Source organism: Novipirellula rosea (genome assembly GCF_039541335.1).
Classification (GTDB): domain Bacteria; phylum Planctomycetota; class Planctomycetia; order Pirellulales; family Pirellulaceae; genus Novipirellula; species Novipirellula rosea.
The window spans coordinates 835,110-848,290 of sequence record NZ_BAABGA010000120.1 but is presented as its reverse complement, the minus strand read 5'-3'; the positions used below and the strand labels follow the sequence as shown (position 1 = coordinate 848,290).

The window sequence follows — 13,181 nt, the reverse complement described above, 5'->3', positions numbered from 1 at the left end:
CCAAGCTCTTTTCTACGGCACGAACTGGATCCGTGCCATTTTGCAGGACCGTTCCTGAGGCGGTCCCCCGCCAATGATTGGCATCTCCCGATCAAAATCATCCCTGACGCTTTTACAGAGAGCCAATATGTTTTCGAAAAGTACGTATGTCGCCGCGATCGCGGTGTTGATGACGAGCGTGTCGTACGCTGAATCACCGCACCCTGCAACCCTGCCGCACCCTCAAGTCGAACCTTCGATCGCCAAGATCAATTCGGTGATCGACAAGGGACCGTTCAAAGCCGAGTGGTCCTCGTTGGAAGGTTACGAGATTCCGCAGTGGTACAAAGACGCCAAATTCGGCATCTTCATCCACTGGGGTGCCTACAGCGTGCCTGCGTTCGGCAGCGAGTGGTACCCGCGGCAAATGTACATCAAGCAAGAGCGACGTGGCGACAACTTCTACAAGCATCACATCGAAACGTACGGGCCTCAGAAGACGTTTGGCTACAAAGACTTCATTCCCGATTTCAAAGCCGAAAAGTTTGATGCCGCCCAGTGGGCCAAACTGTTCAAAGACACGGGTGCTCGTTACGTCATCCCCGTGGCGGAACATCACGACGGATTCCCCATGTACGACTGCTCGTTCACCGAGTGGGACGCAACCGAAATGGGTCCGAAACGGGACGTGATCGCGGAACTGTCCAAAGCCGTTCGCAGCGAAGGGATGAAGTTTGGCGTCAGCAGCCACCGTGCGTTCAACTGGATGTATTACGTTCGTGACAAAGACTTCGACAACGCCGACCCTCAATACGCACGCCTGTATGGCCGGCCAATGCCGTTCTTGTTCCAAGAAAACGCTTGGGACTACATGAATTTCTTTCCGCCCCAAGACCAACAATTCAAAGACGATTGGTTGGCTCGTTCGTGTGAACTGATCGACAAGTATCAACCCGATGTGTTCTGGTTCGACTTTGGAATCACTCCGAACCACGACACGACCTACGAAGCAAATTCGTACGCCGAGCATTTGAAAAAATTTGCAGCCTACTACTACAACGCTTCCTCCAAATCAGGCGACGACATCGGGATCATTAACTACAAGTTCAATGCGTTCCCCGAGTCCGCAGCAGTGCTGGACAAAGAGCGTTCGAAAATGGCCGAGATTCGCAAGCCGTTTTGGCAAACCGATACCGCGGTCAGTGCCAGTTCGTGGGGTTACACCGAGAATCAACGCTACAAAACGCCTGACCGTCTGGTCGACGACCTTGTCGACATCGTCAGCAAGAATGGTTGCTTGTTGCTGAACGTGGGACCTCGCGCCGATGGCACGATTCCTGATGAAGACCAAGCGATCCTGAAAGCAATCGGCAGCTGGTTGAAGATCAACGGCGAAGCGATCTACGACACCACGTACTGGAAAACGTTCGGCGAAGGCCCCACGGCGGTTTCGACCGGACACGTTTCGGAATCCAAGGACAAACCATTTACCGCACAGGACCTGCGATTCACCACACGTGAGAACGTCCTGTATGTGACCGGATTGGCATGGCCTAAGAACAATCAAATCACGGTCAAGACGCTTGCCCGCGGTAGCGAACATTACCCCGAAGAAATCGCTTCGGTCACGATGCTGGGTTCAGACCAAAAACTCGAGTGGACTCGTGACGAAAAAGGATTGACGGTCAAGCTGCCGACCGAAAAGCCGTCGCAGTTTGCCTACGTTCTGAAAGTTACTCAGTAGTCCTCCAAAGAGACGTTCTCGATGCAAGTCAATGCCACGCTGTCGCCGCTCGGGGCTACCGGTTTACAAATTCCTGCGATCGTGTTTGGCACAAGCGCGCTGGGGAATTTGTACCAAGCCCTTGATGACGAGGTGAAACGCGAAATCGTTTCCCAATGGTTCAAACAGTCGCCTGGGATTGTCGCCGCCGACTCGGCGGGCAAGTACGGCGCCGGGTTGGCGCTCGAGTCGATGGCAAAAGCGCTGTCGGAACTGAACGTGGAACCGTCGGACGTCGTTATCAGCAACAAGCTGGGATGGCGGCGGGTGCCACTGAAAACGCCCGAACCGACGTTTGAACCCGGGGCGTGGGTAGGACTCGAGCACGATGCGGTCCAAGACATCAGTTACGACGGGATTTTGCGTTGTTGGGAACAAGGCTGTGAATTACTCGGCCGCTATCGCCCGCAGATGGTATCGGTGCATGACCCCGATGAATATCTATTGGCGGCGATCGATGACCAAGACCGCACACGCCGCTGGGACGACGTCGTGGCTGCCTATCAAGCACTGCGAGAACTACGCGATCGAGGCGAGGTGGCCGCCATCGGTGTGGGGTCCAAGGATTGGCGGATTTCACAAAAACTTGCCGAGCAGTGTGATCTTGACTGGGTCATGCTGGCGACCAGCTTGACGATTTACACGCATCCGCGGGAATTGTTGGATTTCGTCCAATCGCTGCATGAACGCAATATCGGCGTGATCAATTCGGCGGTCTTTCACGCAGGTTTTCTGACCGGAGGTGACTTTTTCGATTACCGAAAGGTGACCGGTGACACCGCCGAAGACCAAGCGTTGATCGCGTGGCGTGAACGTTTCCGTGAAATTTGCGGGCGTTACGATGTCAGCCCCGCCGCAGCATGCGTTGCCTTTGGCATGTCGCCGCCCGGGGTTTTGGCGACGGCATTGAACAGCAGTCGGCCCGCACGGATCGAGCAAAATGTCGCTCTCGTCGCAACCAAGCCACCGCAAGAATTTTGGTTGGCGATGAAAGATGCAAATCTGATCAGCAACGGCTATCCCTTCGTAGGAAATTGACGTTATTTTAGAGGCAGACGGAATAGTGAGCCCGATGGGTATCGCTGCTCTCCGCCGCTTCTCTTCCCCCCGAACAACTCATCGCTTTTTTGGAACGAATTTATGTCCGACGGCATTGAAGTCCAGCCCTACGAATCGGCAGCCGAAGTCTCTGGCGAAGGAGAACCGCATAACACCTCGCCGCCGAAAGTCGTCCCCCGCCAATATTTGATGGCGTTCATTCTGACGACCTGCTGTTTCGCGTTGTGGGGATTTGCCAACGATATCACCAATCCATTGGTGAAAGTATTCAAGGAAGTTTTCCAGATCAGCAACACCCAGAGCTCGCTGGTTCAGTTCGCCTTTTACGGCGGCTACTTCACAATGGCTCTGCCCGCCGCCTACTTCATTCGCCGATTTTCGTACAAAGGTGCGATCATGGTCGGATTTGCGTTGTATGCCTTCGGCGCGCTGTTGAGCATCCCGGCCAGCCTGAATACGAACTTTTGGATTTTCATTGCTGGATTTTATATTCTGACGTTCGGTTTGGCGTTTTTGGAAACAAGTTGCAATCCTTACATCCTTGCGATGGGGCCGCCGGAAACGGCGACCCAGCGATTAAATTTGGCTCAAGCGTTTAACCCGATGGGTTCGCTAACCGGAATGATTGTCGCATCGACGATTATCGCGCCGAATCTGCAAGTCGGTGAGTTCCGCGACAAAATGGAAGCCAAATCGCCCGAGGTGGTGCAGTATGTCGAAGCGGATTACGCATCGGGACTGCCCGATTTCGATCAAGAATATGGAACATTGGACGCAGCCGTCAGCAAGGCCCTTGCCAACATGCAAGTCACATCGCCCGAGACATTTCAAGCGATCCAACAGCATGACCTTGGTGTCGTGCGTACTCCCTACGTCGTGATCGCATGTGTCGTGATTGGATTTCTGATCCTGTTTGCACTGACCAAAATGCCCACCTTCGCAGCGGATGAACCCGATGCCCCGGTAGGTGAATTAACGGTCCGATTATTTGGCAAAGCTCATTACCGTGAAGGGGTAATCGCGCAAGCGTTTTATGTCGGTGCCCAAATCACGTGCTGGACATTCATCATTCACTACGGCATGGAGCAAGTCGGATTGTCGCTTGCACAGGCACAGACGTGGAACATCGCCGCGATGATGATCTTTTTGATCAGCCGTTTCGTTTGCACGTTCATGTTGAAATTTGTCAGCCCTGGAAAGTTGTTATCGGCATTGGCGGTCACCGCTGCGATTTTGACCTTTGGCGCCATCATGCTGCCGGGCCAAACGGGCCTGATCTGCCTGGTTCTCATCTCGGCTTGCATGTCGCTGATGTTCCCCACGATCTACGGAATTGCCCTGAAAGGTTTGCCGGCCGAGGAAGCCAAATTGGGCTCGGCCGGATTGATCATGGCAATCGTCGGTGGGGCACTGCTGCCGTTGATGCAAGGTTGGTTTATCGACACGATCGGCGTCCGCAACTCGTTCTACCTGCCGTTGATCTGCTTTGTCGCCATTGCCATCTTTGGCGTTCGCACGTTCACGCGATTCGAAAAGGAATCCAATTTCCAAACCGTTTCCTAGGAGAGCTTCGTGAAGCTTCAAACTCTGAAACATCGATCGTTTCGATGCATCTGGCTGCGTGAGACTCTGCTGGCCGCGGTGGTGATGATCGTCATTGCCACCCCCACAATGCGAGCCGCGAAAGGATCGCAACCCAGCGAAACCTCTGCATCGCATCATTCGTTTAACGAGGGTTGGAAGTTCTACAAAGGAGAAGCGGAGGGAGCAGAATCGCCAGGGTTCGACGATTCGTCTTGGCGATCGTTGGACCTGCCGCATGACTGGGCGATCGAAGGCCCGTTCGATATCAAATACAACGCACGGGCGGGCGGATTGCCGTTTCACGGCACGGGATGGTATCGCAAAACCTTCGAGATACCTGCCGCCGCCAAGGACAAATTGGTGTTCGTCACCTTCGAAGGTGCGATGTACAACGCACATGTGTGGGTGAACGGACATTTCATTGGCAATCGGCCGTTCGGCTACATCGAATTTCAGTACGACATTACTGGCCATCTGAACTCCGACGGTCCCAATGTGATCGCCGTCAAGCTAACGCCCGAAGACCATTCATCACGCTGGTACCCCGGTGCGGGAATCTATCGCGATGTTTGGATCGATTACAAAAACACCGTCCATGTTGCACACATGGGGACCTTTGTCACCACGCCCGAGATTGATACGAATCACGCCACGGTGGCCGTTGAAACCAAAATCAAGGCGACGGGTAACAACCATGCAATCACTTCCAAATACGAAGTCCTTGCCTCCCGCGGCCAAGTCGTGGCAAGCACCGTCGCCACCGCCACCGATTCAGGTGGCGATACGATGGCGAGTGCCACAATGCAGATCGACAATCCGCAACTTTGGCAGCTCGATTCGCCAGTGCTATACACGCTTCGCACCACCGTTTTTGATCACGGCAACGTCGTTGACACCGTGCAAACACGGTTCGGCATCCGCACGTTAAAGTTCACGAAAGCCGGAGGGTTCTTTCTGAATGGCAAACACACACGCATTCAAGGCGTTTGTTTACACCACGACAACGGCCCGCTCGGCGCAGTCGCCAATCCACGCGCGATCGAACGCAAGTTGCAGATCATGAAACAGATGGGAGTAAATTCGGTTCGCACCAGCCACAACCCACCCTCCCGAACGCTACTGGACCGATGCGACGAAATGGGCATCCTGGTTCAGGTGGAAGCGTTTGATGTCTGGAAGATCGCCAAGGTGCCCAACGGATACAACAAGTTCTTTGACGAGTGGGCCGAGCGTGACATCAAGGACATGGTGCTCCGCGACCGGAATCATCCGTCGGTGTTTATGTGGAGCATCGGCAACGAGATACTGGAGCAGGGCAATGCCAAAGAAGGCAATCGGATCGCCAAACTGCTTAATGGCTACGTCAAATCCCTCGACACGACTCGACCGACGACATGCGGATTCAACTACTACCCCGCTCCTTATAAAACGGGGATGGCGGCGCAAGTCGATATCGCGGGCATGAACTACAAACCGCTGGCCTATGGGCCGGCCGTCGATGAATTCCTGCCAAACACTCCCGTCGTGGGCTCGGAGACTTCGTCGTGCACTAGCAGCCGAGGTGTTTACCATCTGCCGATCGAGAAATATCAAACGCATGAATCGCAACAAGTCACCAGCTACGACATCATCGGTCCACCGTGGGCCTACCCTCCGGACATCGAGTTCGCTGCATTGGCACAGCATCCCGAGGTGCTCGGTGAATACATGTGGACCGGATTTGATTATTTGGGCGAACCGACGCCGTACGGCGGCAAAGACAATAGCACCAACGGTTACTGGAACGCCGATTGGCCCGCGCGAAGTTCATATTTTGGCGCAGTCGACCTGAGCGGTTTTCCCAAAGACCGATTTTATCTGTACCAAAGCCAATGGACAAACGAGCCGATGGTTCACGTGCTGCCGCATTGGAATTGGCAAGACAGTGGCCACGAGACAATTCCTGTGTTCGCCTATACCAATTGCGAACAGGTGGAACTGTTTGTCAATGGAACATCAGCGGGCCGAAAGACCAAAGGCAAAGACCGGAGCGAGATCCCGGTCAAGTTTAACCGCTACGAAAAGGACCACATGCTGACGAAGTACCGTTTGTCGTGGGATGTCCCCTATTCGCCGGGTTCGATCCGCGTGGTGGGTTATGTCGACGGTAAACCGGTTGCACAGAAAGAGATCAAGACAGCGGGGGCACCGGCGCAAGTCAAACTGCAAGCCGATCGCACCACGATCTCGGCCGACGGTCGGGATCTGTCGTATGTCACCGTGCGGATCGAGGATCGCGACGGCAACCTTTGTCCCTTAGCGTCCAATCGCGTGCAGTTTTCGGTCCAAGGTGCAGGCAAAATCGCCGCAGTCGGCAACGGAAACGCGGCAACCACTGCTCCCTTTATCGCAGACCATCGCGATGCGTTTAACGGGCTCTGCATGCTGATCATTCAATCGGCAAAACAACCTGGCGAGATCATGATCAAGGCTGAATCCGAAGGTCTGTCGACGGACGAGCTTGCATTGTCGGTCAAATAGCCTGTGGTCATTCGCAGAACATTCAGGATGACCGGCGGTGATCCGGTCTATCAATTCACGTTAGCACTCGACTTGGTTGCCGCACTTTAGTCGGAGCTCAGAACGAGCTAAAAATTGCATCCTTTCATTTCGACGCTCCCACGCCAAAGACGAACACGATGAAATTTAAATGGTATTGTTTACTCGCTCTATTGATTCCGAGTGCGTTGTCGTCGCAGGCCGTGGGCGAAGAAATCAATGTCGCTGACCATGGCGTTCTGCCTGGCGAAGACGCGACTTACCCACTGCTTCGTTTGATTCAATCGGTCGAAGGCGAAAGCAACATTACCCTTGTCTTTCCCAAAGGCACGTATCGATTCGCCCCCGACAATGCGCTCGAACAATTTCGCGCCGTTACGAATCACGACAATAGTTTGAAACGAATGGGCTTCCCGCTATTTGGTTTTCAGAACATCACCATCGACGGCGGCGGTTCGACGTTTCTGTATCATGGTCGGATCAGCCCGATTGTCATTGAAAGCTGCACCGGGGCGACACTGAAAAACTTCTCGATCGACTGGGATCATCCGTTTCACAGCGAGCTAGCCGTCGTCGAAAACAACGAAGATGACGACACGTTTACCGTCGAAGTGGACCGCGATCGCTATCCGTACACGATCAAACATGGCGAGGTCCTGTTTGAACGCGATGGATGGAGCGACCCTTTTGGATCGAACATTGTGTTTGATCCCAAAACCCAATCGCCAATTTATGACACAAAAAAATATGGCGTTAACTACTCAAAACCGGTCAAAGTGACCGCCGTTGGTAAGAACCGGATTCGCTTTAATGCCAACGGACGGGCGCTGCCTCCGGTTGGATCGGTATTGATCACTTACGGGGTGAATCCAACCAGCCGACTGTGTCCGGCAATTCACATTGCAAATTCCAGTGACATTCGCGTCGAAAATGTGACAGTCTATGCGGCAGGGGGGATGGCATTGATCGCCGAGCGGACCGAGAACGTCACGCTTGAAAGGATGGTCGTCACCTCGACATCGGATCGGCTGGTTGCCACCCGCGCCGACGCCACTCACTTTGTCGGATGTCGAGGCACGGTCAAACTCGAAAACTGTCTGTTCGAACACATGCTTGATGACGGCATCAACGTTCACGGTGCCTACGTTAAAATCGAAGAGTATCTAGGTAACAACCGTTTCATCGGTGCGATCAGCCATCCACAACAATGGGGGCTGATGTTCGCCGCCCCTGGTGATAGGGTCGCCATCCTGTCTCGCGAAACCGTCCTGCCGTTTCACCAAACCTCGGTGGAAGAAGTCGAGGTCCTGAACGAAGAACGATTTGTAGTGACGGTTTTGGATGTCCCCGACGATCTGCCAGCCGGTCCACTGTCAATGGAAAATTTGACTTGGTATCCCGACGTGGTGATGAAACACAACACCATTCGCCAGAACCGAGCACGCGCGGCATTGATCACGACCAAGGGCAAAGTATTGATCGACAGCAACTATTTTTCCTCGCAGATGCATGGCATCCTGATCGAAGGCGACAACAAAAAATGGTACGAATCCGGTGGGGTCCAAGATGTCACGATCTCGAACAATGTTTTCGACAACATTGGCTTCGAAGGAGGTGCAGTCTATCCGCTGCTCGCTTCTCCGCTATTGACGGACGAACAACGCATGGGCGAAGGACATTTCCATCGCAATATCCGCTTCCTCAATAACACCATCCGCAGCTTCAATGGATTGGTTGCCCAGACGCGATCGGTCAGCGGTTTGACCATTGCCGGCAACGCCGTGGAATTCAGCAGCGACTACCCCGCCAATTCAGAATTCCCGTCGATCGACCTGCATTATTGCGACGACGTGCAAATCGTCGACAATACCGCCACCGGGTTTGACCACGCCCTGACGATCGCTCAGTCCGCCGACTCGACCGACGTCGAAATCGCAGATAACGTTGGCTTTCAAGCCGAGAGCAAATAGCGACGCCGAACTGCTGAAAACGGAACGAGCGAGGAAAGATTTTAATTAATCTATTAACGTGCAGATCTTTTCAGCGTGCAGTCACTCCAGCGAGCAGGCTTCGCTCTCGCCTCGTGCCGGCCGTGCGGTCGCTCAAGTCCTACCCAAAAAATCCCCTCTCTCAGGAATGTCATGAAATCGCTTCTGATTTGCCTACTCCAGTGCTGCCTCGCCAACCTGGTGGCCGTCGCGGTATTAGCGGATGAACCACGCACCCCCAATGTGATTTACATCCTTGCCGACGACCTCGGTTATGGCGACCTCAGCTGTTATGGGCAAACCAAATTCGAGACTCCGAACATTGATGCACTAGCCCAGCGGGGGATGCGTTTTACCCAGCACTATTCTGGCAGTACTGTTTGTGCTCCATCGCGTTGTGCACTGCTGACTGGATTTCACACTGGTCACACGGTAGTGCGAGGCAATGCGGAAGTTTCGCCGGAAGGCCAAGAACCGATGCCAGCGGACACCTACACCGTGGCAAAACATTTACAAAGTGCCGGATACAAGACCGGTCTCTTTGGCAAATGGGGATTGGGGGCACCCGGCACCGCCAGCGAGCCATTGAAGATGGGGTTTGATCGCTTCTACGGATACAATTGCCAGCGAATCGCTCACTGCTATTACCCCGCATTTTTGTGGAGCGACCAAGAGCGTGAATTGCTCTGGGGTAACGTCGCGTCACACAAACATGATTACGCACCGGATTTGATCCATGATCAAGCATTGAAGTTTATTCGTGAAAACAAAGACGAACCGTTTTTCTGTTACTACGCCGCCATCCAGCCACACGCCGATATGGTTGCGCCGGAATCGTACATGAAAAAGTACCGAGGTAAATTTCCGCCTGAGACCAACTACCCCGACGACTATTACTTGGGGCAATCCGAACCACACGCTGCGTTTGTCGCGATGGTCAATGTGCTGGACGATTATGTTGGCGAGATCACCGCGGAACTGGAAAGCCTGGGGATTGCGGAGGACACCCTGGTAATCTTCTCGTCCGACAATGGGCCTCACCAAGAAGGGGGCCATGCCCCCGCTTACTTCAATTCCAATGGGCCGCTGACCGGGCTGAAACGCGACCTCTACGAAGGTGGTATTCGGGTGCCGATGATCGCTGCTTGGCCCACGAAAATCGAAGCGGGAAGTGTCTCGGACGAGATTTCGGCGTTTTGGGATTTTTTGCCGACGATGGCCGATTTGGTCGACCAACCGCTGCCTGGCAAAACGGATGGCGTTTCGATCCTGCCCACGCTGCTTGGAAAACCGGAACAACAGCAAGAACACGATTACCTTTACTGGGAATTTCTCGAGAAGAAAGGTCGCGTGGCCATTCGCAAGGGCAAGTGGAAGGGGGTTCGCTACAATGTCGATCTCGACCCAAAATCACCGATCGAACTGTATGATTTGTCCGTCGATCCCGGCGAAAAGAACAACGTCGCCGCCCAACATCCCGAACAGGCGGCCGAGTTAAGCCGGCTGATATCCGAGGCACGGACCATGTCGGCGAATCCGCGATTTAACTTTCACTACCAACGTAAGTAAACTGAGTCGTGGCAACGCGACTTCGTTTGCTGTTTCACTGAAATCCCCAAAATTTCCCAGCCCTCTCTATATCGAGACACCTTTGATGAAAATCTCTCCCACCTGCCTACTGACCCTCGTCGCCACCCTCACGCTGGGGTCGCTGCAAAGCTCATCGATCGCGACGGCGGAAGAGGCGGCCAAGAAAGCTGAGCCGCTAAAGGTGCTGTTGGTCGCCGGCGGTTGTTGCCACGATTACGCGACGCAAACGAAGCTGTTGAAGCAAGGTATCGAAGAACGGCTGAATGCCGAAGTCACCGTCGAGCTGAGTGAAAGCACCACCACCACCGCCCGTTTTGACATCTACGAATCTGATGATTGGGCCAAGGGATACGATGTCGTTGTGCACGATGAATGTTCAGCCAACGTGATCGAGCGGCCTTACGTCGATCGCATCCTTGCTGCCCATCGCAATGGCACTCCGGCAGTCAATCTGCACTGTGCGATGCACAGCTACCGTTGGGGTGATTTCAAATCGCCGGTGCAGCCCGGCGCCGACAACGCGGGTTGGTACGAGATGCTTGGGCTGCAATCGACAGGCCACGGTCCGAAATTGCCCATCGATGTGCTGAGCACCGATTCGACACACCCGATCATGAAAGGGTTCGAGAATTGGACGACGATCAACGAAGAACTGTACAACAACATCCGTGTGTTTGCCGGTGCGAGTGCGTTGATCGAAGGCAAGCAAATGATGCCGCCGAACAAGAAGGTTTTGAAGAATAATCCCAATGCGGCTGCCACCGAATCGACCGCCGTGATCGCATGGACCAATCACTATGGTCCTCAGAAAACCAAGATCTTCAGCACCTCGCTTGGTCACCAAAACGACACCGTCGCCGATGCTCGCTACATGGACGTCGTCGTGCGAGGCATTTTGTGGGTCACCGACAACTTGGATGACGACGGCAAGGCGGATCCTGAGGTGACGAAGTAGTTCGCCTGATGCCGGTCATCACCGATATGGCTCGAAGCGCGTTAGCGTTTCGTTCTGAAAACAAGTCCTCAACATGAATGCAATCCATCCTCAACCAATGTCACCGACACCACGACGCTTGTTTCGCATGATCGCGTGCCTATTTGCCCTCGCATCCTTGATGCCTGAGGGTGCGACGGCGGACCAGCGTCCGAACGTTCTGTGGATCGTTTTGGATGACCTCGGGCCCGAAATTGGCTGTTATGGGATGCCGCATGTTTCAACGCCCGCGATGGATCGGCTTGCCAGCGAGGGCGTTCGCTACACCCGTTGTTTTTCCACCTCACCGGTCTGTTCATCATCGCGGAGTGCGATCGTCACCGGGATGTACCAAACCTCGATTGGTGCACACCACCATCGCACGCGGCAAATGAAGCCGTTGCCTGAGGGAGTGCAAACGGTGATGCAGCAGTTTGGTGATGCAGGCTATTTCGTCTGCGATCTGAAGCCTCCGGGTGTCAAAGGCAAAGCCAAGCGGGATTACAACTTCATCGCCGATGACGGATTGTTTCACGGTGACGATTGGTCAGAGCGTCGCGAAGGGCAACCGTTTTTTGCTCAGGTGCAAATCCACGAACCCCATCGCCCGTTTGTCCATAACCAGGATCCCGAGCGTGCTGCGAAACTAAGCTTATCGGCTAAGTATCCCGATCATCCGGTGGCCCGCGCTGACATGGCGGACTACTTGGCGTCCGTTGAAAAAGGAGACCAGCATGTTGCAGCGATTCTGGAACGTTTGGAGGCCGAAGGATTGCGTGAAAACACGCTAATCATGCTCTTTGGTGACCACGGTCGGCCTCATGTCTGGGGCAAACAATGGCTCTACGACGAGGGACTTCATACGCCCCTGATCGTTGCCGGACCGATGATTACTAATCCAGGCACAAGCAGCGATTTGCTGGTCAGTTTGATTGACGTGGCTCCGACGTGTTTACGCGCCGCCAACATCACACCACACGCACGGACCGAAGGGGTCAATATTCTGGCTGCCGATTTCAAAGGACGCGAGTTTGTGTTTGCCGCTCGCGATCGCTGTGGTGAAGCTGCCGACCGAATTCGCGCGATCCGAGACACACGCTACAAGTACATCCGCAACTTTTATCCGGACCGCCCCTACACGCAAACCAGCAGCTACAAGCTGCTCTCCTATCCGGTGGTCACGCTGTTGGATGTGCTGCACGCCGAAGGCAAACTTGCCCCTGATGCCGAGCGCATGATGCAGAAAACGCGACCCGCAGAGGAACTTTACGATTTGCAAACGGATCCTGACGAACTGCACAACCTCGCTGAGAATCCTGAACACGAATCAACACTGCAACGGATGCGAACTCAGCTGAATCAGTGGATTGAAACGAGCGGTGACCAAGGAGCAATTCGTGAAGGCGACCAAGCCTATCACGATGCAATCACCGCAGAAAAACGAAAGTGGTACGAAAACACCCAGCGCAAACGTGGACTCGATCCGAATCTGTCCGCCGAGCAGTATTTAGAGTGGTGGAAAAAAGAACTGCGGCTCTCTACGCCCTAGCCATAGCAGATCCGCGGACTGCGAAAGATTGGCGTTTCTGCGACTGCAACAAGGCTGCGTGGCAATGTGAGGATGGAAAGAATTCAGATCCTCGCGCCCTGATTGCTGCGTTTTGCTGCCTGAGGCCTTGATAGCTCG

8 protein-coding genes are annotated in these 13,181 nt (G+C 54.1%); all 8 read left to right on the top strand.

Features of this window, described 5'->3' with window-relative positions; genetic code table 11:
• The first annotated feature begins 169 nt into the window (after positions 1 to 169).
• The 8 genes from ABD971_RS35255 (at position 170) to ABD971_RS35220 (ending at position 13,043) form a co-directional block, all read left to right on the top strand.
• Positions 170 to 1,723, top strand: coding sequence for an alpha-L-fucosidase (locus ABD971_RS35255; RefSeq protein ID WP_345328529.1), 1,554 nt, complete (start codon positions 170 to 172; stop codon positions 1,721 to 1,723).
• 21 nt (positions 1,724 to 1,744) lie between these two features.
• Entirely contained in the window at positions 1,745 to 2,800 is a 1,056-nt protein-coding gene (locus ABD971_RS35250) for an aldo/keto reductase (RefSeq protein ID WP_345328430.1), read from the top strand.
• A gap of 102 nt (positions 2,801 to 2,902) precedes the next feature.
• Positions 2,903 to 4,384 (top strand): MFS transporter, encoded by a 1,482-nt coding sequence (locus tag ABD971_RS35245; protein WP_339941749.1) that lies wholly within the window; start codon positions 2,903 to 2,905, stop codon positions 4,382 to 4,384.
• A 9-nt stretch (positions 4,385 to 4,393) separates the two neighbouring features.
• Entirely contained in the window at positions 4,394 to 6,925 is a 2,532-nt protein-coding gene (locus ABD971_RS35240) for a glycoside hydrolase family 2 TIM barrel-domain containing protein (protein ID WP_345328429.1), read from the top strand.
• A gap of 158 nt (positions 6,926 to 7,083) precedes the next feature.
• Positions 7,084 to 8,913: an alpha-1,3-galactosidase-related protein gene (locus tag ABD971_RS35235; protein ID WP_345328428.1), complete on the top strand. Its 1,830-nt coding sequence runs from the start codon at positions 7,084 to 7,086 to the stop codon at positions 8,911 to 8,913.
• A gap of 171 nt (positions 8,914 to 9,084) precedes the next feature.
• A complete protein-coding gene (locus ABD971_RS35230; protein ID WP_345328427.1) occupies positions 9,085 to 10,500 on the top strand; it encodes an arylsulfatase in 1,416 nt (471 codons plus the stop codon).
• A gap of 85 nt (positions 10,501 to 10,585) precedes the next feature.
• Positions 10,586 to 11,476, top strand: a complete 891-nt coding sequence (locus ABD971_RS35225) for a ThuA domain-containing protein (protein ID WP_345328426.1) — start codon at positions 10,586 to 10,588, stop codon at positions 11,474 to 11,476.
• A gap of 73 nt (positions 11,477 to 11,549) precedes the next feature.
• Positions 11,550 to 13,043 (top strand): sulfatase family protein, encoded by a 1,494-nt coding sequence (locus ABD971_RS35220; RefSeq protein WP_345328425.1) that lies wholly within the window; start codon positions 11,550 to 11,552, stop codon positions 13,041 to 13,043.
• The last annotated feature ends 138 nt before the right edge of the window (positions 13,044 to 13,181 follow it).

Coding starts and splice junctions, on each gene's coding strand:
- ABD971_RS35225 (WP_345328426.1), top strand. CDS start 10,586: ATGAAAATCTCTCCCACCTGCCTACTGACCCTCGTCGCCACCCTCACG.
- ABD971_RS35250 (WP_345328430.1), top strand. CDS start 1,745: ATGCAAGTCAATGCCACGCTGTCGCCGCTCGGGGCTACCGGTTTACAA.
- ABD971_RS35230 (WP_345328427.1), top strand. CDS start 9,085: ATGAAATCGCTTCTGATTTGCCTACTCCAGTGCTGCCTCGCCAACCTG.
- ABD971_RS35245 (WP_339941749.1), top strand. CDS start 2,903: ATGTCCGACGGCATTGAAGTCCAGCCCTACGAATCGGCAGCCGAAGTC.
- ABD971_RS35220 (WP_345328425.1), top strand. CDS start 11,550: ATGAATGCAATCCATCCTCAACCAATGTCACCGACACCACGACGCTTG.
- ABD971_RS35255 (WP_345328529.1), top strand. CDS start 170: ATGACGAGCGTGTCGTACGCTGAATCACCGCACCCTGCAACCCTGCCG.
- ABD971_RS35235 (WP_345328428.1), top strand. CDS start 7,084: ATGAAATTTAAATGGTATTGTTTACTCGCTCTATTGATTCCGAGTGCG.